Annotated in this window: 16 protein-coding genes and 1 tRNA gene; 10 read left to right on the plus strand and 7 right to left on the minus strand. The window is 49.2% G+C overall.

What is annotated here, in order from left to right:
* Nucleotides 1–602 precede the first annotated feature (602 nt).
* Entirely contained in the window at nucleotides 603–794 is a 192-nt protein-coding gene (locus KDK19_RS04685; protein ID WP_257253021.1) for a hypothetical protein, read from the plus strand.
* Between the two features lie 435 nt (nucleotides 795–1,229).
* Here KDK19_RS04685 and KDK19_RS04690 read toward each other — a convergent pair.
* Both KDK19_RS04690 and KDK19_RS04695 read right to left on the minus strand, forming a co-directional pair.
* A tRNA-Ile gene (locus tag KDK19_RS04690) sits at nucleotides 1,230–1,306 on the minus strand.
* A 195-nt stretch (nucleotides 1,307–1,501) separates the two neighbouring features.
* A complete protein-coding gene (locus KDK19_RS04695) occupies nucleotides 1,502–2,872 on the minus strand; it encodes an MATE family efflux transporter (protein WP_257281199.1) in 1,371 nt (456 codons plus the stop codon).
* 353 nt (nucleotides 2,873–3,225) lie between these two features.
* Here KDK19_RS04695 and KDK19_RS04700 point away from each other — a divergent pair, with 353 nt between their 5' ends.
* The 4 genes from KDK19_RS04700 to KDK19_RS04715 all read left to right on the plus strand — a co-directional run bounded on the left by KDK19_RS04700 (nucleotide 3,226) and on the right by KDK19_RS04715 (nucleotide 6,829).
* A complete protein-coding gene (locus tag KDK19_RS04700) occupies nucleotides 3,226–4,278 on the plus strand; it encodes a DUF2333 family protein (protein WP_257253023.1) in 1,053 nt (350 codons plus the stop codon).
* A 51-nt stretch (nucleotides 4,279–4,329) separates the two neighbouring features.
* Nucleotides 4,330–4,611 carry a translation initiation factor gene (locus KDK19_RS04705; RefSeq protein WP_368736436.1) on the plus strand — a complete coding sequence of 94 codons (282 nt, stop codon included), beginning with the start codon at nucleotides 4,330–4,332 and terminating at the stop codon, nucleotides 4,609–4,611.
* Between the two features lie 317 nt (nucleotides 4,612–4,928).
* Nucleotides 4,929–6,305, plus strand: coding sequence for a sodium-dependent transporter (locus KDK19_RS04710; RefSeq protein WP_257253026.1), 1,377 nt, complete (start codon nucleotides 4,929–4,931; stop codon nucleotides 6,303–6,305).
* 74 nt (nucleotides 6,306–6,379) lie between these two features.
* Entirely contained in the window at nucleotides 6,380–6,829 is a 450-nt protein-coding gene (locus KDK19_RS04715; protein WP_257253061.1) for a YaiI/YqxD family protein, read from the plus strand.
* A 447-nt stretch (nucleotides 6,830–7,276) separates the two neighbouring features.
* On the opposite strand, the gene acs is transcribed toward KDK19_RS04715, so the two are convergent.
* The 5 genes from acs to KDK19_RS04740 form a co-directional block, all read right to left on the minus strand.
* Nucleotides 7,277–9,202 (minus strand): acetate--CoA ligase, encoded by a 1,926-nt coding sequence (gene acs, locus KDK19_RS04720; protein WP_257291450.1) that lies wholly within the window; start codon nucleotides 9,200–9,202, stop codon nucleotides 7,277–7,279.
* Nucleotides 9,203–9,454: 252 nt separating this feature from the next.
* On the minus strand, nucleotides 9,455–10,744 hold the full coding sequence (locus tag KDK19_RS04725) for a lysine N(6)-hydroxylase/L-ornithine N(5)-oxygenase family protein (RefSeq protein WP_257253029.1): 1,290 nt from the start codon (nucleotides 10,742–10,744) through the stop codon (nucleotides 9,455–9,457).
* Complete coding sequence (locus KDK19_RS04730) at nucleotides 10,741–12,549, minus strand: IucA/IucC family siderophore biosynthesis protein (protein ID WP_257281195.1); 1,809 nt, start codon at nucleotides 12,547–12,549, stop codon at nucleotides 10,741–10,743. The genes KDK19_RS04725 and KDK19_RS04730 overlap by 4 nt, the downstream gene beginning before the upstream one ends.
* On the minus strand, nucleotides 12,546–13,565 hold the full coding sequence (locus tag KDK19_RS04735; protein ID WP_257281194.1) for a GNAT family N-acetyltransferase: 1,020 nt from the start codon (nucleotides 13,563–13,565) through the stop codon (nucleotides 12,546–12,548). The genes KDK19_RS04730 and KDK19_RS04735 overlap by 4 nt, the downstream gene beginning before the upstream one ends.
* A gap of 117 nt (nucleotides 13,566–13,682) precedes the next feature.
* Nucleotides 13,683–15,596 carry an IucA/IucC family protein gene (locus KDK19_RS04740; protein WP_257291451.1) on the minus strand — a complete coding sequence of 638 codons (1,914 nt, stop codon included), beginning with the start codon at nucleotides 15,594–15,596 and terminating at the stop codon, nucleotides 13,683–13,685.
* A gap of 188 nt (nucleotides 15,597–15,784) precedes the next feature.
* On the opposite strand from KDK19_RS04740, the gene KDK19_RS04745 reads away from it, so the two are divergent.
* From KDK19_RS04745 to KDK19_RS04765, 5 genes are all read left to right on the plus strand, one after another.
* Nucleotides 15,785–17,005, plus strand: coding sequence for an MFS transporter (locus KDK19_RS04745; protein WP_257291452.1), 1,221 nt, complete (start codon nucleotides 15,785–15,787; stop codon nucleotides 17,003–17,005).
* Nucleotides 17,006–17,017: 12 nt separating this feature from the next.
* Entirely contained in the window at nucleotides 17,018–17,404 is a 387-nt protein-coding gene (locus KDK19_RS04750; protein WP_257291453.1) for a hypothetical protein, read from the plus strand.
* Nucleotides 17,405–17,632: 228 nt separating this feature from the next.
* The gene (locus KDK19_RS04755) at nucleotides 17,633–18,463 is read left to right on the plus strand and encodes an ABC transporter ATP-binding protein (RefSeq protein ID WP_257253039.1); all 831 of its coding nucleotides are present in this window, start codon (nucleotides 17,633–17,635) and stop codon (nucleotides 18,461–18,463) included.
* Nucleotides 18,463–19,368 carry an iron-siderophore ABC transporter substrate-binding protein gene (locus tag KDK19_RS04760; RefSeq protein WP_257291454.1) on the plus strand — a complete coding sequence of 302 codons (906 nt, stop codon included), beginning with the start codon at nucleotides 18,463–18,465 and terminating at the stop codon, nucleotides 19,366–19,368. Before KDK19_RS04755 ends, KDK19_RS04760 begins: the two co-directional genes overlap by 1 nt.
* The gene (locus KDK19_RS04765) at nucleotides 19,368–21,374 is read left to right on the plus strand and encodes an iron ABC transporter permease (RefSeq protein ID WP_257253042.1); all 2,007 of its coding nucleotides are present in this window, start codon (nucleotides 19,368–19,370) and stop codon (nucleotides 21,372–21,374) included. Before KDK19_RS04760 ends, KDK19_RS04765 begins: the two co-directional genes overlap by 1 nt.
* Nucleotides 21,375–21,415: the final 41 nt, after the last annotated feature.

A 21,415-nucleotide genomic window follows, 5' to 3' on the forward strand; every position in this document is an offset into this window, starting at 1 on the left:
GTCTGTAGCTCAACCGGGCAAACGAAAGGCACAAAGACCAATACGTGCAAGAGTAGGCTTTTAATGGTTCTATCCTTTGTTTTCTATGGATAGGAGCAGTGAGGATAGACGAGAGGAAAAGGCACAGTAAACTAAAACATAGTGGTGGATTCTCATATCCATGGCAAACGTGCTGAAACTTTACTGACACAACGATGTTTTATATCTGATGACTGTCGTAAAACCCGATTTGCAATTCGGTTGCAGTTATTTTTTTCGGTTTTTCACCATTAGTGCATAACCTTGTTAATTCCTCGAAATACTTTTCATCGGGGATAGCGGGGCGCGCCATAATGTAGAACAGCGACTAACCTTCTTATTGAGTGCCGTGCACCTCAAGAACAGTGTTTCCTGATACAGAGCCGGGAAGATGGCGGCATTGAGAGTAAACACTATGATAATTCGGATCGCTTACCAGAGAAGCGGGAAGCTCTGAAGAAGTATGACGCATTCCCGGAGAAGATTCTCAGGGGTGAAGATACAAAGCTGGTGGATCTCGATGATTACCGACAGGCCACCAGCAGCACTTAAAAACAGGAAATACGTAAAACGGAGATAAAACCATGCCAGCACAACAAAAGCCGCAATACATAACTGATGACGAGGGAAACCGGGTATCAGTCGTTTTGCCTGTGGATCAATATCAGGAGCTGATAGAAGACCTTGAAGACCTGGCGACAGTGGCAGAGCGCCGGGACGAGGAAACCGTTTCCCATGATGAACTTATCAAGTCACTGAAGGCAGAAGACCAGTGATCCCTCACCACCGACCAAGCCATCGCCCGGTCCGGTGTAAATATTGTCTCGCCTACAAAAATTCCCGCAACCAAAAAATCGCACTCCTCCACTCCACGCCTGCGACGTTTTCGTGTCATTTTTGTGCAACTTTTCAGTTTGTACGATGGGGTTGGATAGGGTGCAGTTGCTAGGGGTTGGATAGAAAGGGGTTATTGCACGAAGTGTTGAAAAGTGAAGATCTATGCAAATTGATTGCACTTGTCTAAATCAGAAAGTTTGCTTTCAAGGCCGACAAACAGTGGCTTTTGTGACTTTTTATTTTGCTGGAAACTCAGAAGTTGCGGTGACACTTTTGTGACATAAACACCCTTTTTTAGGGTTGTGACACCCTTGTGACACTCAGTAATGAAAAAGCCCGAAGCGCTGTAAATACGGGCGTTTCGGGCTTTTATCTGGTGGGCCTTCCGGGACTCGAACCCAGGACCTGCCGATTATGAGTCGGATGCTCTAACCAACTGAGCTAAAGGCCCCATTTTTGACACTATTAAACCTGCTACCTTCCCTCTCGATGACGCTTAACGCGCAACGCTTCGAGGCGCGTGGGGTCTTAGTGGAGGTGAATTATAAGCATATCAGAGGGCTCTCGCCAACCCTCTGATTTTAATAAAGCTTTTTATCGTTAAAAAAGGTTCTTTCTTTTATCCGGGCCAGCTTAACGGCCGTGATCAGGGAGTGTTGTGCAGTTGCAGTTCTGGTTGATGGTTTTGCTTTCGCAGCCAGTACCTTCTGAGAAAGTAAAGGCTGAGCAGCGCGGTCAGTGCTTCAGCCAGCAGGAAGTTCAGCCAGACACTGTCATCATTGAAAATGACTGGCAGGAAGAACAGGCCAAGAAGAGGCAATATCAAAGCTCTCAGCAGCGAGATGACTGTCGAACACCTTGAGCGGGCAATGGATTGATACAGAGAGACTGTAATCAAGCTGACGCCCAGGGGGACAATGGATAACGCGTAGAGTCCTAGCACATAACCGCTCAGAGACAGTAATTCTTCAGCCGCTTCATTCACAAACAAACTTACGATGTTTTCTGCGAAAAAAACCATGAACGCAGTCATCATGCCACCTATAACAATGACCAGTCCCAGGGCTAATCTGAGAATACTCATAATGCGATCTGTGTGTTCCGCTCCATGGTTAAAACTGATTATGGGCTGGGCAGCCTGAGTCACCCCATAGGCGAGCATAATCACTACCCAGTTGCAGTTAAGGGCGATCGTGTAGGCCGAAATAAAGAGATTCCCACCAAGACTGAGTAATACCCAGTTGGAAGCCATCACCACAAAACCGTTAGCCGATTCCATAATAAACGTCGGTATTCCATTTACGATAATGGCTCTGGCCTGTGACCAGGTTGGTAAAGCAGAGTTGAGCGTGAGTTGAATGTTGGGACGCTTGAAATGCAAAAGCAGCGTAGTAACCATAGCCAATTGGGCTATGCCTGTAGCCAGCGCGGCTCCCTTCATTCCCCAGCCAAAAGGAAAGAGGAACAGCCAGTCCAGAAAAACATTACTCAGTGCACTGGCTGTCATGGCGACCATCACCAGTTTTGGATTGCCGTCGTTTCGAATAAAACTGGCAAGTACCCATCCAATGGCGTAGGGAACCGCAAATAAGGTCAGCACCCCGAGATAATCATTAACCATTGGCAAGAGTTCTTCATTGGCGCCAAACAAGCGAGAGATATCACTCAAAAACAAGAGACTGAACAGGGTCATGATCAGCATAATAATGGCGGTCAGGAACAGTGACTGTTGAAACAGAGCCAGGCCTTCCTGCTTTCTGTTTTGACCAAAACGAATAGCCATGATCGCAGAGCCACCGACCCCGATACTCATGGCAATGGCAGACATGAAGGTAAAATAGGGAATAGCGATATTGATGGCTGCCAGCCCTTTAGATCCTTCTGTCTGACCAATAAACATCAGATCTGCCAGAACGTATATGGCTTTAATGGCCATGCCCAGAATTGCGGGCACCAGGTAATGTCTGAAACAGACAGGCACAGGATCCTTGCCTAAATCAATTGAAGCAGTGTTCACGGATAGGAATCTCAACATTATTAGTGCTGAACATGGTTTCATCGTCAGGAATGAAAGAAATTGTGTTCATCGCCCATGACTGATTTATGGTTTCAGGAAGCGACTATTGCGATGTACCAACATTCTAGTCAGCAATGAGTAGTATTACCGTGCTGTTTCATGGGTTTATTGCGATTAATGAGGCGTTCAGAAAAGGCTGAAAAGATTACGGGTTGGTTCGTTGGAAAGTCATCAGGGAATTTTTGAAGACTATTTTCTGAGCCACCCTATTTACAGCGCAGGTGCTGTGTCTTTAACAGCCGCTCTGAATAGAGGATAATGAGCAATACTCAGATTGGGGCAATGAGGAATCTATGGCTCTGGAAAAGATAAAAGAACGTGTGTCTTCAGTAACTGAAGGTCTCACAGGCACCCTGAAAGGCAATATACCCGGAGGCAAAACGATTGCCGTCGTTGTTGGTGCCGTATTGATTGGCTTCACTGCTTTGGGTATTTACTGGAGCATTGAGCCAGATAGCTTTTCAGTAAGAGCCAATACTGAACAGATGGCACAGGCCAACGGGCAGGAGGTTGTAGTGGGTTACACGACTACAGCTACGCTTTATCGTCTTGCTGACACGCTGCTGAGCAAACCCGGTGGCTATATCCGGAATGACATCGGTCCTCCCGGTGTGTTCATGGACAATATGCCAGGCTGGGAGCTGGGTGTGCTGGTTCAGGTGCGTGATATGGCCCGCTCTCTTCGTAAAGATATGAGTCGTTCCCAGTCCCAGTCTCAAGAAGATCGTGATCTGGCCATTGCCGAGCCTCAGTTTAACTTTGATTCCAGGAGCTGGATTCTGCCATCCAGTGAAAAAGAATATCAGCGTGGTATCGATAAACTCGGCAATTATATGCGTCGACTGCCCGATAAGCAGGATCGTGCCCAGTTCTATGCCCGTGCTGATAACCTGACCCGTTGGCTGACTGATGTTGAAACCCGTCTGGGCAGTCTTTCCCAAAGGTTAAGTGCCAGTGTCGGCAAACCGCGCATTAATACTGATCTGGCCGGGGATGCCGAAGCTTCGCAGTCCACAGAAGCAAATACGCTGGTGGAAGTAAAAACACCCTGGACCCAAATCGATGATGTTTTCTATGAAGCTCGTGGCTCTTCCTGGGCACTGATTCATCTGATGAAAGCGATAGAGATCGACTTTGCTGATGTACTGGAAAAAAAGAACGCTACTATCAGCCTGAGGCAAATTATTCGCGAACTGGAAGCCACTCAGGATACTGTTTGGAGTCCATTCATTCTCAATGGCAGTGGGTTTGGCATATTGGCCAACCATTCACTGGTCATGGCCAATTATATTTCTCGAGCCAATGCTGCAATCATCGATCTGCGCCGACTGCTTGAGAAAGGTTAAGATCGGATATCCTGATAAAAAATGAGCAGCAAACTGGTTTATTCGACCGATATGGGTCGCATTAAGGAAGAAAAGGTTAAGGACGAAGTGGGAGATGGCAACGTCCGTGTCCGCCCTGAAAAGAAAGGTCGTGGTGGCAAAGTGGTCACTGTAATCACTGGCTTGCCGCTGGCGGGTAACGACCTTAAGGCCTACGCCAAGACGCTGAAAAAGCGCTGTGGCGGTGGTGGTGCTGTAAAAGACGGCAATATTGAGCTACAGGGGGATCATGTGGATGTTATGGTAGATGTTCTCAAAAGCGCCGGATACGACGCCAAACGTTCAGGAGGTTAAGTAAGAGAAAAACTCTACGGTAAAAAACACTCTTTTTCTTTGTGGAAGTACCTCTTTTTAAGGCGGAATAAAAATTAATCACCTCGATTTGTTTATTTTGTATACACTGGATAGATGTTTTCTTTGAGATATAGACTCGGTTGAAGGGTTTTACGTTGTACATACGTGCTAAGTACATGCGGTACTCTGGGGAAATAAAACGCATTAGGAAGCTTGTTTAAGGACGTTTTTCATTTTGGGAAGATGAGATGTTTCCCCGCATAAAATAGCCATGAGCGAAGAAAAGTATTTTTCATGGCATAAAAAGGTACATTTGAATGGACCATGAAAACACCGTGTATGACCAACCCTCAGAGAATGCTCCCCAGTTTACTTCCAGACTGGGTTTCTATCTTGCCGCTGTGGGCTCCGCTGTAGGTATAGGCAATATCTGGGGGTTTCCTGCCCAAACCGCCGACAATGGTGGCGCTGCCTTCGTTCTTATCTATCTTTGTTTCTCTTTCCTGCTTGCGTGGCCCATGCTGGTGGCTGAGCTGGTCATTGGTCGGTATGGACGCTCGGACCCGGTCTCGACGCTTGAAAGCGTCAGCAACAGGTCTTTTTGCAAGTTTTTGGGTAAGCTCACTGGCTGGGCATCAACGATAACGGTTCTACTGATCTATACCTTTTATGCCATCATTTCCGGCTGGATCATCTGTTTTGGGCTGGCTCCCGTAGCGGTGGCCCTGGGACTCGACAGTCTGGCCGCTTCACTGACTTCATTTAATCCTTTGCCCACGATGATAGCGGCCGGTGCATTCATGGCGATGGTAGCAGCCATTGTATCCGGCGGTGTTGCCGACGGCATTGAGAAATGGTGCAGCCGTCTGATGCCGATGTTGGTGCTGCTGATTCTGTTGCTAATTGTTTTTACCATGACGCAGGAAGGGGCTCAGGATGGTCTTCGGTATTTTGTGCTGCCTGACTTTTCCAAGCTGCTGAGTAAAGACCTGCTTATCAGTGCGCTGGGTCAGTCATTTTTCTCTATGTCTCTGGGAGTTGGCATCATGGTGGTTTATGGTGCTTACCTGACCCGGGACTCTAATATTCCAGTGATGGCTGCCAGTGTTGCAGTCACTGATACGCTGGTGGCCGTGATGGCCGGGTTGCTGATTATTCCGGGTATGTACGTTGCGTTGAATCACGGAATTGATATCTACACCGCAGAGGGTGCCCTGAAAAGTGCCGACAAGCTGGTGTTTGATGTTTTACCGCAGCTTTTTCTTCAGTTTGGTCCACTGGGTATTCTGCTCTCCCTGGCCTTCTTTCTTCTGTTAACTATTACTGCTTTGACCTCAGCGGTTTCGATTCTGGAAGTGCCGGTAGCAGTTTGCCAGAGACGACATCTTGCCCGCAGAAATGCCAGCTCCTGGCTGATCTCGCTGATCACTTTCGGTGTCAGTGTCTGTGTCATGATCTGGTTTGATGTGCTCTTTGACTTTGTGGTCAACCTGACAACCCGTTATGCTATGCCTCTGTTGAGCCTGGTCGTCTGTATCTACGCGGCCTGGATATGGTCCAGGGATCAAAAACTAAGAGAACTGCAGAAAGGGTATCCGGATGTTGAGCACAGTCTCTTCTGGAAGATCTGGCCCTGGTACATTCGGTTTTTCTGCCCGTTCATGGTGATGGTCCTGATCTTTTTCACATTTTGATTATTCCCGGGATTCAGGCTGAGAGGGTGTTAAGTCCGACAGGCAGTTTTCCGGATGAAGAGCGTTCTCACAGAATGAAAATTTGGGTTGATGCCGATGCCTGCCCGGTGGTGATCAAGGAAATTCTTTTCAGAGCTGCCGACCGAACCGAAACCCCACTGACTCTGGTGGCCAACCAGCCACTCAGGGTTCCGGGGTCCCGCTTTATAAAATCCCTGCAGGTCGCCTCCGGCTTTGATGTTGCAGACAATGAGATTGTCAAAAGAGCTGAGTCAGGAGACCTGGTGATCACCAGCGATATTCCCCTGGCTGCGGAAGTGATTGAAAAAGGCGCTGGGGCATTGAGTCCTCGTGGTGAACTGTTCACCAAAGATAATATTCGGGCAAGACTGAATATGCGTGACTTTATGGATACACTCCGTGCCAGTGGCATTGAATCCGGTGGTCCTCCGGCGCTGAGCCAGAGTGATCGCCAGCAGTTTGCCAACCAGTTGGATAAGTGGCTGGTAGCACTCCGGCGTTGAGTTTTTTGAATTGGGATGACTTAACTCTTTGTGGAGTATCAGGTGATTTACGATAATTAATACGACTTCTTCATGGTGGGAGCGATTAAAGACACATCTGCTCCAATTCCCAGACCTTGAGAACCTTGGCTTAAACCTGCACGGCATGGGGATTATAGAAGGTTGGGAAGAGTGGGATTGGTAAATTTCGTGCAATAAAAAACCCCTTAGCGACTTCCCCGCTGGCGGTTCTGTCGAAAGGGGCCGTGTTAACGGGAGTAATAGCTAACCCAACGGATGAGCCAAGACAATCCCGAGTAGCCTTACAAAAAATTCATGACTGCCTACCACTCTGTCTGTCAATGCATGGATAGGATTAGAGGTATATACGTAGCTTAAGCCTCCCTTCAGAAACAAGCTAATTCGATCAACAAGAAGCGCTGGAAAAGGGCGCACTGAAAGAGACTTTCAAGTGGAACTCAACAGCTGCTCAATCACCGCCGGATCGGCCAGTGTACTCAAATCACCCAGATCATCTTTCTCGCCCTGAGCCAGTTTGCGCAAGATACGTCGCATGATTTTGCCAGAGCGGGTTTTGGGCAGAGCAGGACATGGGTGAAGTATCTCCGGTCGGGCGAACGAACCGATTTCACTGGCCACCAGATTGGAAAGTTCCAGCTTCAGATCGTCGGTGATTTCAACGCCGTCCATAGGAGTCATGAAAGCGTAGAGACTTTCGCCCTTTACCGGGTGAGGCACTCCCACTACCGCTGCTTCTGCAATCGCTTCATGCAATACCAGGGCACTTTCTATTTCTGCAGTGCCCAAACGATGGCCCGCCACATTAATCACATCATCCATTCTGCCTGTGATCTGGTAATAGCCATTCTCATCCCTGCGGGCTCCGTCTCCTGTGAAGTAATAACCCGGGTATCGACTGAAGTAAGTATCAAGGGTTCGCTGATGATTACCGTATATGGTTCTGATCTGGCCCGGCCAGGAACCGGTGATCACCAGACTCCCCTGACCGGGTCCCACAATCTCGTTACCCTCATTATCGAGAATAGCGGGACGGATGCCGAGGAAAGGCCGGGTTGCATAGCCGGGTTTTAAAGCAGTGGCTCCCGGCAATGGTGTAATCATCATGGCGCCCGTTTCTGTTTGCCACCAGGAATCGATAATGGGGCAACGTTCTTCACCCACGCTATGGTGGTACCATTGCCAGGCTTCCGGGTTGATGGGTTCGCCCACGGTACCCAGAATTTTCAGACTGGCTCGCGAAGTTTGTTTGACGTATTCATCACCTCTGGCCATCAAAGCCCGGATTGCCGTAGGTGCTATGTAGAGCGTATTCACTTGGTGACGATCTACCATATCCCAGATTCTTGAGGCATCGGGCCAAAAAGGGACACCCTCATGCATGACCATAGTGGCACCATTAGATAATGGGCCATAGACAATATAGGAGTGGCCGGTTATCCAGCCTACATCAGCACCGCACCAAAAAATGTCGCCTTCATGGTAATCAAAAACGTAATGAAATGTGACCGTGGTATGGAGCAGATAGCCCGCTGTACTGTGAAGAACACCTTTAGGTTTTCCGGTAGAGCCTGAAGTATAAAGAATGAAGAGTGGATCTTCAGATTCCATTACCTCAGGCTCACAGGTCACTGGCTGGTTTGATGTTAATTGCTGGTAGGAAATATCGCGCCCTTCCTGCCATTCAATGCTGGCTCCGGTTCTCTCGTAAACCACTACTGTATTGACATCAGGACACTCTTTCAGGGCTTCATCTGTATTCTGTTTGAGAGGGATGCGCTTCCCTCCCCGAATCCCCTCATCAGCGGTGATCAGAGCCCGACAGTCACAGTCGAGAATACGATCACGAAGGGAGTTTGGAGAGAAGCCGCCAAAGACTACGGAATGAACCGCTCCAATGCGTGCACAGGCAAGCATGGCATAAACCGCTTCGGGTACCATGGGCATGTAGATACAAACCCTGTCACCCCGGTTAACGCCTTGCACCTTCAGGCCATTGGCCAGTTTGCAGACTTCTTCATACATCTCCTGATAAGTAATTTTGCGCTGCAAGTCAGACGTGTCACCTTCCCAGATGATGGCTACCTGGTCGGCCCGGTTATCCAGATGTCTATCAATGCAGTTGACGCTGGCATTCAGCTGTCCACCCTTGAACCAGCTTACTTCACACCTTTTGAAGTCGCCTTCATAAATGGAATCCCAGGGCCGGTACCAGTCCAGATATCGTTCAGCTTTGTTACCCCAGAACGCTTCCGGATTCTCCAGAGAGTAGCGATACAGCTCCTGATATTTTTCTTCGCTCATCCATGAGTCTTTAAAAGCTTCGGGAACCGGGTAGATTGTTGCCTGGGTCATGTCATCTCACCTGCCTCATCTATAAAAGTTATGGAGCCTGTGGGGCTTATGCTCCTGAGCATGAAATTCAGCAGAGGGAGTCATAAGCCTGTCAGGCTCATTAGTATAGAAGCAAGCGTGTTTGTGAGAGATGAATTAAATTATTTACCTCTGTAAAGGCGAATCAAAGTCCCTGTTCCCTGCAGAGGTTCCTGTTGTACTTGTGTGCAAGCCGACTCCGAATGTTCCGGAGTCGGCTTGTTGAAGACGGCCTTACCAGTCAATCAGGCTAACAGGTTGATTGACAGAAAAGATTTCTCGTTGAGCCAGATCATTGATGATGGTAGCTGATCGCCAGGCGGTCAGACTCAGCTGAGGCTCGGCAATACCGTGACTGTGCAGGCCCGCATTGACGGCGTAAATGCGTCTGTTGTCCGGACCCTCCCAATCAACGGCAAAGCTGGAAGAAAGTTTAAAGCGATGGTATTCGTCAAGGTTCAACCTGGGCTGAATCGGCTCCAGGTAACGGGGCAGAACATTCTGAAAGCCTGTGCAAAGAATGACGATATCAGCAGAGAGTATTTCATCCTCTGCAGACAGGGCATTAGTGAGCTTGAGATCGTAGAAGCCACCCGAAGATTCAGACATGGCCTTCAGGGTTCGGTCGGGCAGAAGTTTCCAGTTTATTTGATCCTGGTACAGATAAGTGCGGTCGTAGAGTTCCCGGTAGATTTCCAGCAAGTAGGCAGGTGTAATCCCGTCACTGGCCAGCTTCTGATACTGGACAATGGTTTCTTTTTTCTCTTCAGGCAGGGATAAAAAGCGGCTGACATAGTCGGGTGTAAAATATTCATTGGTAAATGGACTTTCATCCAGCGGCTCAAAGCTGGCCCGGCGGGAAATCCATTGAATCTGATCAGCCTTACCCCATTTTTCACGCAGACAGTTGAGAAAGACTTCAGCACCGGTCTGGCCCCCACCAATGATGGCAACCTTTCTGTTGCGAAGCTCAGGCTGGCGGGTCATCAGTTCGCTGGCATGAAAACAGTGCTGACCGACCATCGCCCGGGCACAGTCTGGAACGTAGGGTACTTTGCCTGTCCCCAGACAGAGATTATGTGCTTTAACTTTCTCGTTTTCTGTGTGCAGGATGAAGCTATCCTTTTCAAAGCTAACTTCTCTGATCTCCGAGCCAAACTGTAATGACTCCAGATTCTCTGCGACCCAGCTCATGTACTCGACGAATTCGGTTCGACTGATCACCATCTTTTCTGTGGATAAAAAGGAATAAAACCGCTCCTTTTCCACAAGGAATGACAAGAAAGACCAGCGACTGGTGGGTTGCACGGCAGTGACCAGATCTTTCAGGCAGGAGGTCTGCATGTGAGCACCGGGCAACATGAGCCCGGGATGCCAGCCAAAAGAGGGCTTTTTGTCAAAGAAACGAACCTGTAGCTCAGGAAGGCTTTCCAGCAATGCTGCAAGGCTCAGGTTGAACGGGCCAGAGCCCAGTCCAGCCAGATCAAGGGGGATGGTGTCATCATAGTGTGTAAAGTTCATCATTCTTCCGTGAGTGTTATGGCCAGAGGGTTCTTGAGAGGGGTTCCGAGTTCTGGCAGAGGACGCTCGCTAGTGTCGCCATAGCCGAGTTTGAAACGAACCCGGTTTAGACAAACTCGGGCTATTTCCGGTGTGAACAGGTCGAACAGTTTGAAACGATTTTCCAGTTCGGGGTGTCTATTCATATACGACTGAAGTTGTTCACCCAGTAATTGGTAGAAACGGTGTTCAGAGAAGCCTTTCTCGGCAAGACAGGCAGAGATAAAGCGAAGGACGGTTACAAAATGGCCTGTCTGCAAGTCGTGGATAAGATGAGCGGCGGGCAGGCGAACAGTCACTGAACGGGCGTAATCACCCAGGCTGTCAAGTTCAGGAAAATCCTGATCGATCAGTCTCAGGTCACCCTGAAAATCCTTCAGGGCCACTCTGACCGGCTGATGATTGTCCAGAACAAGAGTAATATTCTGGCCATGGGCCACCAGACCAACGCCGTATTTGCACAGCAAATGATAAAGAGGAACCACCACCACATCAAAAAGCTTTGATAACCACTGTTCTGTCGCCAATCCGGAACGATGGATGTACTCGCAAATCAATGGATAACCATAGCCGTCTTTCTGAAAAAGGGTAGAGATCAGGACAGCTCGTTCTGTTTCTCCGGTTTTAGCGTGAACACTCTGCCGCCAGATGCAGCCAAGCATTTCGTGATAACGGTAGGGAGCATCCGTTATCTGTTCAAACTGAGGGTTTGGATAAAAAGCCCCGGCAGGTTCTTCCAGAATAATGGTCCTGCGATGAGACAGGACGGGATCCGATGCAGCTATCTCAGAGAGCCAGCGTGAAACCATGGGGCCTGCCTGAATGTATCGACCGGGAATACCCCTGTAGCAGGAGGTATTTAAAATGGAGAGTGGCAGTTTGATGTTCAATTGCTCTGGTCGCTTTTTATTGGACAGAGTTCGGAGTGACTGTTGTGGCAGCATGGGGTCTCCATAGCTTCCGAGATGAACGATATGTCCTGCTGCAATGTCAGAAGCAAATAGGTTGACCAGACGGTTACTCCATTGCCAGGGGTGCACCGGCATAAGGAAAAATTGGCTGGAATCAACATTGAGTTGACGACAACGGTCAGTCAGTTTTGCCTGATCAACGCTGTTGAGAACCGCGTTGATCAGATCATTTTCCCGAAGGTCGACGGCTAAAGAGAGCTGACAGTTTTCACGGCTTAATGCGACCCATTCAAGTTGAATGTCGGGCAGAAACTCAGTGGCGTAATCCTGATAATCCTCCTGACCCCAGCCAAGACGTCCCTTGCTGACGGTGACTTTGGGATGACCATCCAGATAACATTGCAACTCGTCATCCTCCAGCTCAATCAGTTCGGCTGCAGTTTTCTGATGATAGTTTTTTTGAACCTTTACCTCAGCCATAAGTGTGTTGGCCAGTTCTTCCAGAAAGTTTGCCAGTGTTGCAGAGTCCAATCCCAGCTCTTCCTTCGCATCTATAAAAAACTGGCTGGCTTCCAGTGCTGAGTCACAGTGATTGTTAAGATAGCTTCGGGAAATGGAGGCATTGTCCACTATTAACTGATCCCAGATGGTCCTCCAGGCATGAAAGCGGTAGCTCACGCCGCTTTTCAGTTCAAGGATAAAGAGTCCACCACCCAATTCTTCAGGCGCTACTTCTTTGGGGACGATGACTTCTTCCCAGCTCAGCTCTCCGAGTGTTTTTGCCAGTAGCCGACAGTTAGCCTTCTGCCAGAACCCGACGTGCTCATTGACAGGTATAGCCTTAACAGCCTGATTCATAGCTGGACCTCCTGAAAGAAACTATCCCTGCAACAGTTGACCAGTGACGCACGTTTATGAGGGAAATCAAACTCTTTGACGAATGACCAGCCAGCGGGACATAACAGCTTCAACACTCTTTTATTGTCGGCTCTGGGTTCACCCACCAGGCGTGTAGTCCTGGGGTCGTCCAGGAACAGGAAGTGAGTGATGGCCTTTGTCCAGCTGTTGGAGTATCTCTGGCCCAGAAATTCCGGATTGCCTACCAGAAGGTGGAAGCCACGGTCCCAGGGCTGGCAATCGTAGTAAGGGGCAATCCGGTCTTCCAGAGCCCAGTAAACTTCGAAATACCCAAAAGGTTCACCGTTGAAACAACCCACCATTGGCCAGACTCTTCGGTCTTTCAATACCGACTGAAGATAGGCTGTCAGCTCTTCCCGGCTCTGAGCCATCTCCCAAAACTCTGAGACACGAGGCTGATTCATCCACTCATGGAAAAGATCAAGGTCCTTTTCCAGATCAAGCGTTCTGAAGGAGATGGTGAGGTCATTTTGATAGTCATAACGGTTATAAACGACACATTTAGGTTGTTCCTGACGCAGAGGATGTGCGATAGCCTTTTCGTTTTCGGTCCAGATTTCAGGTATCGTCTGGTTATCTTTTTGCCAGTGCCAGAGGGTTCGGTTCTGATACAGGCCCGAGCGATAACTGATACCTTCCTGCGAATTTTCCTCATGACTGTGTATCAACTGATTGTCTTGAAGCCTTTCAGCCAATGCTGGTGCAAAGTGAAGCCGGGAGAGATCCGGATTGCGGGAAAACAGGTAGTCCAGACTGGCCGCAATGAGATGATTCGGTATCTTCTCAGGGAGGTCGGATTCGTTGACTGCATTTACTAAAGCAGTATCCTGTTCGGAAAGGGTCAATAGCAGGGATTGATGGTTGTCATGCACCGCCAGACTATTGGATGACAATAATTGCAAAGAAATTTCGCAGTCTGATGCCCCTGGCAGGGTAATTGTTGATATTTGAGTCATTGCTCTTCCATAAGAGTGAGTCTGAATAGCCTTGAACGAAGAAAAACAGGGAACGTCATCTTCAACTGTGAAAATGGCATCGCGAAATGTTTTTCACGGAAATATGATTAGTGTGTATCAGGGATCAACCTCACCGAATGCCTGCAAGGGGTTCCTCATGGAGTGATAGACATCCATAGGGTTCTTCAAAGTGTTCTCGTTAATGTTGCAGTAGGTGCAGTAAAAGTTGCCTTTTGACCAGAGTTCTCTGCTATCCAGAATGTAATCAAGGCAGCAGGTGTCCCGGCGACCTTGCTTGCGAAGGTTATCCAGGAATCGGTAGAGGGAGGACAGAAGCTCTTTCTCCGAAAGGATATTGCTGGCTCCCAGTACGCTGATGACACCAAAGGTGGAATTAATCAGCAGGTAGTAGGTGAACAGGCGGTTGCCAAGCTGTTCACTAACGTGGTGCTCTTTTTCCTCATCAGCCACAGGCAGGTGTTCTCGCAAGAGTTCTCTGGCCAGACGGCTATACCCCGTGCCCTGACAGTCCCGAAAATAGACGGTTTCCGGGTAGCCCTTCGGCATACTGATCAACAGATTTTGTTGATGAGCGCCCAGCAGCAGGCCAAAGTCTGATTGACTAACGATCAGGGGCTCCAGCACTTTGGCAAGGTATTTTGCAAACCACTTCTGTGCGACCGTTTCGGGTTTGGCCTTTTCCTTCACAGCCAAATCCCGGATCAGATTAATCAGTCTGGGTTCACCCACCGGGTTGTCCTGAGTCAGGCTGGCCAGCAACTCTGTAGATTGGTTGATGGTTTCCCGGTTGAAAGGGTTTTCCCGGAGGACCATCATGGTTTCAGGCAGCACCTGACCGTCTTCTCCCTTGATGGCGGCATGTGCCGGTTCGGTGATGATTTCGAAATCCGGATACAGGTGTTTCAATTCGCTACCGACAGGCGTCTGGTATTTCACCTGATGGATTTCCTTACCCCGAATCACTTCCTTGGGAAGCAGGTGACGGATCGAATTGGTCAGTTTGACACTGAGTGAATACTTCAGCATGAAGGTGGCGTGGGTCCCATGGATAGCACGTACTGAAGAAGTGGCGCGCCACGGGCTGCCGTGCAGGCCATGGTCGATAAGTTTGCCTTCACTGAGCAACTGCCGGATATAAGCATTCTTTAACCACTGTTGAGCCTGCCAGGGGTGAGCGGGTAGCAGGGTCTGATGTTCGGGAATATCTCTGAGAAAACCGTCGGAGAACTCCCGATCTTCAAAAGCCAGTTGCCGAGTCAGTTCGTGGAATGAATATTCGTGAACACTGTCCGCTTCCAGGAGATTGGTATTAATAGAAAACCAGTGCAGCTGGAAACTATTTCCGTATTCAGGAATATAACGTTCCGAGTCCTCGGCGGTAAATTGATCCCGACTTTTGGGAGTGGGGTGAACGGAGTGACCCACCAGAAGAGCTTGCTCTGAAGATTGAAAATCCATGCAGCCGGAAAATAGTTGATCGAGTTCGTTTTTTCTCAATTCAAGAACAGACGCTACATTCTCGACGCTGTTTTTAACACGGTTAAGAAACAGTTGCCTGTGCTCGGCTTCACTGGCCCATAATGCATTTTCTTTAAGGATTAACTGAACACCTTCCATGAAGGATAAATCCGTGATGGCATTGTCTTTTTGGTTAACCAGGGCGATGGGCCTGCAGAACTGGTGTCTACCGCTGATTGATAAATATTTAATATAAATCAAAAGCCGGTTGTTGCTGTTGTTCAAGGGGATTGAAACAGCCGCTTCAGCTTCAACAGGCGGTTGCCAGTTTAGACTCATTGATTGACCGGTCAGCCATTTCCTGTGGCTATCAACAGGTTCTAATGACCAGCCTTTCCATTCCCTGAGCAAAGCATTAAAAAAGCAGCCTGCACTGAGACTTTCGGCCAGCTCATGACGATTGTAATCGCGGCTAAGCTCATGTTCGAACCTGTTATATGATGAGTCGTTTACAGCTTTAATGGTTGTAGTTTCAAGAAACGGAGTGGACACTGATTTCATTCTCCAGAATGATCTTATTATTCAACTCATAACTTGAAAGACCTCATTCCCCTTACACCAAGAGATTTAATGCAAGGTCCGGGTCAATCGTGCTTGAATTGTAAATGAGAATTGTTATCATTTGCAACAAGTCACAACAACAGACATGAAACATGCAACAAAATGAGCTTGGCCCTTTCATGGCAAAACCGGTTTATCAATCCGGAGACTCAATTAAGGAATTCAGCCGGTTTGGCCCGGTATTTATGCTCGGTGCCGGGCAGACTACGTTATTGATTTGCCTGCCAGCTATTGTTGAAGAAACCGGGCTGGGTTATGGCCTGCTGACGGCAATGGTGGCACTGGGAACCTGTCTGTTTATTTTTACTTCGCCAGTCTGGGGCAGAATAAGTGACCGTTTTGGTCGCAGGAAAGTGGTTCAGGCCGGGCTTTTTGGATTTGCGACCAGCTTTTTACTGCTGGCATTTGCGCTTCATGGTCTGAGCTCAGGACTACTGGGCAAAGAGCTGGCCATCGGTTTGATGTTTTTGGCCAGAATTCTGTATGGTCTGTTAGTTTCGGGCTTGTACCCGGCGGTTCAAGCCTGGGTTATAGACGACAGCGAAGATTCCAACAGAATGCGTAGCCTGAGTCGGATTACAGCCAGTATTAATGCCGGGCGTTTCATAGGCCCTGTGATTCCGGCAGTGCTGATTGATCAGGGCAGTCTGTTCCCTGTTTTAGCATTGGTGATTCTGGCTATCCCCTTACTCATACAGGTCTCGATATTAACCACCGACAAGCCTCTGGAAGTTAAACAGGAAAAGAACAGCGAAGAGAAAAAGCAGTTCAGGCAAATGTTGAAATCACTCTGGCCTGTTTTGCTGGTAGCCTGCTCTGTGACGACGCTCTTCGGTCTGCTGCAGTACCTCATAGGTCCTATTTTACAGGAGCGTTTTTCTTTCGACGGGGTGTCGGCATCAAGAGTACTTTCGATGCTGATGATGGTGGCCGCTTTTTCGACGGTGGTGACCCATCTGCTGGTTTCTCGCTTTGCTCAGGGCAGACTGATTCTGTCATTAAAAGTCGGCAGCATTTTATTACTGGTCGGTAGTTTCCTGATGATCACAGCCACTCTCCTGATATGCCTGATATTCGGACTGGTCATCTGCGCTGCTTCGATTGCATTACTAACCCCTGCTTACACGACACTGGCATCAGAGCAGGTAGATCAGCAGGGGGTTCTGACGGGAACCCTCAGTATGATTCATACCCTCGGATATACCTTAGGAGCAATCCTGGCCGGACTGGGAGGTTCTCTGGGCATCCAGTTAGCAGAAGTCTTCTGCATTTTTCTGGCTGTTCTGCTGCTGATGATCTCGTTTTTGTTAGTCGAGTCTCCAAAGAGACGTAATTGCTAGAGAGATGTTTACATGAAATCAATTCAAATGGTGGGCTGGCCCATTGTGACAGTCAGTTTTAATCGCCCAGCCAGCGATGATGATGCTCGTCAGTGGCTACTGGATCTTTCTGAGCTGCTGCTGAGAGAGCAGTCATTCAGTCTCATCATTCAGGCAAAACCCAACAGTGAGTTTTCGCCGGAAGCCCGGAGGCAGATGGGGCTCTGGTTTAAAGAGAACAGGAAAAAACTGGGCGCGTTTTGCTGTGGTATTGCCCGGATTGTGCTTTCTGAAGAGGAGGGTGACAGGGTGGTCAGTGACAACATGAAAAAGGCCATGCCTTTTCCCATGGTGTCCTGTTTCGATTTTAGCCAGGCTCGTGACTGGGCGATTGAGCGATACAACCAAGCGACCGTTTAAGCTTGATGATGTAAATAATAACTATTATCATTCGCAACCGTTGTCTATCAATTGAGCTAATGGCTATCAGCACTGCGTGACTGGATCAGGACAACATCCGGCAGTCTGAACATGAAAAATAATTATTGAATGAAGTGTTTTGAGGCTCAACAGATACTCCGGGAGCTTGCTGCCGGGGTCTGACATTGCAGTAATGATACTTCCACAGATCAAAAAGAAATTGAGGCCATGGAGCAGATTCTTACGCTTGATCAGGCATGTCTGCGGGTGGGGGCAAAAACCGTTCTGCCATCAACCCATCTTGCTATCACACCAGGAAAAGTTACCGCCATTCTCGGACCTAATGGCTCGGGTAAGAGTACCCTGCTGAAATTGCTCTCCGGTTTGATAGAGCCCAGTGCAGGGCAGGTTCTTATGGGCGGGCAACCGCTGAAGTCATTTAACCGCAAAGAGCTGGCTAAAAGCCTGACCCTGTTGCCGCAGCACTCACCGGTTCCCCTTGGGATGTCGGTAACGGAGCTGGTGGCCTGTGGCCGATACCCCTACGCAGGCCCTTTTGGGCGTTTGAAAAGAGAGGATCACAGGGCAGTCACTTCGGCACTCTCCAGAGTCGGTATGGATCATTATGCCGGAGAACGGGTTGATCATCTCTCCGGTGGTGAAATGCAAAGAGTCTGGCTGGCCATGGTGCTGGCCCAGGAAACCGGTATTTTATTATTAGACGAGCCTACCTCATGGCTTGATATCGCCCATCAATTGCGCCTGCTGGATATCGTACGACAGCTGAACAATGAAAAGCAGACAACTGTTATCTGGGTACTTCACGACCTCAATCAGGCCCTTCAGTACAGCGACGAAATAGTGCTGATGAATCAGGGGAAGGTGATCAGAAAAGGTGCTGCTTCAAGGGTACTGGATAAGCGCATTATCTCGGATGTATTTGGCGTAGAGACTCGAGAAGTGCAACTGGAGGGTAGGAAAGAGTCGCTCTTTTTGCCCTTAAGTGAGCATCAGGCTGAGGCAGCTATTCAACTTTTATCCAGCAGGGAAGTCGCCTGATGTTTGCAGTACTGAAAAAAATCTGCTGTTTCCTGCTGTTCATATCGGTAACAGCAATAGCTTCAAGTACCGAACCCGATCTGCCTGAATTCCCTGAAAAGATTGCAGCACTCAACTGGACCCAGGCTGAAATGTTGCTCACTCTGGGGGTTGTACCTGCAGGGGTGACTTCAATCAAGGGTTATCGGGAGTGGCAGTCCGATGACCCGGTTATGCCGGAAAGTGTTACCGAACTCGGGCAGAGAGCTGAGCCGGGTCTTGAAGCCATAGCGGCTCTCAAACCGGATCTTATTCTTGGCTACAAATGGCGTCATAGTCGTATAGTTTCAGAGCTTAAGACCATTGCTCCTACCGTTCTTTACTCTCAGTATCCGAGCCAGGAAGATCCTGTGGATTATTTTCTGAGAATGCAGGGTATTTTTCGTTCAGTGGCTCATATTCTGGGGCGCGAGGCTCTGGCAGAAAGGAGACTGAAGGAAATGGAGTCAGAGCTGGAACAGGCCCGCAGCAGCATTCAAGCAGCGGGGCTGTCTGGCCAGAAAGTCGTTGTGGGTAAGTTTGTCGGTATGGGGCTTGGACTCCGGGTCTACGGCGATTTATCTCTGGCGGGTGCCATTGTCAACAGGATTGGTCTGAAAAATAGCTGGCACTCTTCATTGCCCGGGCGGGATTTCACCCATGTCGACCTCCTCAAACTGACCACTATGGGTGATGCCAGCCTGATCATTATTGGAAGTCAGCCTGAACATTTGCCAACCATGGCTCAATCACCGGTTTGGAATGCCCTTCCGGCGGTGAAAGAGGGCCGGGTCTATTATCTGCCCGCGCTCTGGTCATATGGTGGTCCTGAGTCGGCTGCTCGAATGGCTAACGCTTTTGCCCATCACCTGGCTCCGGAGGTGTGATGTTTATTCTGGAGTCTGTAAACAGTTATTATGAAGGTGTTAAAAAGACGGCAGTGACATTGTTCTTGCTCATCCTGCTGGTCACTGTTTCCCTGACAGTGGGGCCTGCTGGCATTGATCTGAATTTATTGAATGGATTGCCGTTCCTGCAGCAACCCGCCGATCATACTATGGCCTCTGAAATAGTGACCTGGCTCCTTCTGCCAAGAACATTGATGGCATTGTTATGCGGTGCCGCACTGGGGGCAGCGGGTGTTTTGATTCAGGGAGCGACAAGAAATCCCTTTGCCAGTCCGGCAACACTGGGTGTGAACTCCGGGGCCATGCTCGCCATAGTGCTGGGATCTGTTCTATTGCCTGAATTGACCGACCAGTACCCGGTCGTAGTCGCCTTTGCGGGTGCTGCGCTTACCACTTTACTGGTGTTCAGGCTGGCCACTGCTATCAGTGATTCACCGGTAAACCTTGTTCTGATTGGCATGGCTATTACCCTGTCACTGGGTGCTCTCAGTGCCGGTATTCTGATGTTTTTTGAGAATCGTCTGGAGGGTTTGTACACCTGGGGTGCAGGGAATCTTGCCCAGTTTGACTATCAGGCCATCAACAACAGTTGGCCGATCTTTACCCTGATGATTCTCTTTGCCACATTGCTGGCCAGACGTCTGGATCTGATTGAGTTGGGCAGAGATCAGGCTGAGAGTCTGGGGGTGAATGTAAGACGAACCGTTGGCCTGTCGCTGGTGATTGCTCTGCTTTTGTCTGCCAGTGTCGTCAGTCAGGTGGGTATGATCAGTTTTATCGGACTGATTGCCCCGCACATTGCCCGTGGTCTCGGTTATCGCTCAGCATGGCAACGTCTGCTGGCAGCCAGCTTGACGGGTGCATTACTGCTACTGGGTGCAGATGTGCTGGCCAGAATGATTCCTTTCCTGATGTCCGAAGCGCATTACAGTATCCCGGCCGGCGCCATGACAACGGTTGTCGGCGCACCTTTCATGATTTTCCTGTTGAGCCAGCGTAAAAGGATCGGCAATTTGGCCAGAGCGCCCGGTGAGACAGGAATACGTGCTCTGTTTAACGCGTCTCCGGCAAAAGCCCTCTGGGTTCTGCTGTCCATACTGCTGGTCGCTTTTTACTTCAGTCTGTTCAGCGGCCTTGACCAATCCTGGATCGACCTACGTTGGCCCAGAGTTTTAACGGCAGCTTTTGCCGGAGCTGCGCTGGCTGTCTCCGGTCTGGTTCTTCAGAGCCTGATGAGAAACCCTCTGGCCAGTCCCGATGTTTCTGGTCTGACGACCACGGGCGTTTTGTTTGTGGTTTTAGGCTCTGTAATGATGCCTGGCCTTGAGCGTCTGGATTTGCTCATGCTATCGATGTTTGGCAGCGGTTTTGCCTTGCTTCTTTTAATGGCCCTCAGTCGGATGACCGGGTTTAATCCCCAGCTTTTTGCTCTGGCTGGCCTCTGCCTTTCAGCGGTTTCAGCAACGCTGATCAGCGTGGTGATGGTGCTCGGCAGTAATCAGTCCAGCGAGGTGCTGGTATGGCTTTCAGGCAGTACCTATGCAGCCAGCAGTGAGTTGGTTTATCTGCTGTCTTCTGGTGTATTAATCCTGATACCCATGTTTATGCTCATGTGGCGAAAGCTCGACATTCTTCAGTTGGGCGCCTTCTGGCCTTCCCTGCTGGGCATCAGAGTAAAGGCTTCAGTCTATCTGCTGATGCTGCTGGTTGCCCTTTTGAGTGCAACCAGTGTTGCAACAGTGGGTGGTATTTCTTTTATCGGGCTAATGGCGCCCCACATATGCCGCGTCAGTGGTATGTCAAGCCACAGACATCTGATTCCTGCTACCGCCATGACGGGGGCCTTACTGCTGGTACTCAGCGACTGGCTGTCACGATCGTTGATGGCTCCTTTTGAAATTCCTTCAGGTCTTCTGGTCTCAGGAGCCGGAGGTGTTTATTTCATCCTGTTACTGCTCAGTGGCAAATACGTCCAAAGTCGTTAAATAACGTTTTTAAATTCAGAAGCCTGCGGGAAGCGGGCTCA

The organism is Endozoicomonas sp. ONNA1, from assembly GCF_024606325.1.
Taxonomy (GTDB): domain Bacteria; phylum Pseudomonadota; class Gammaproteobacteria; order Pseudomonadales; family Endozoicomonadaceae; genus Endozoicomonas_A.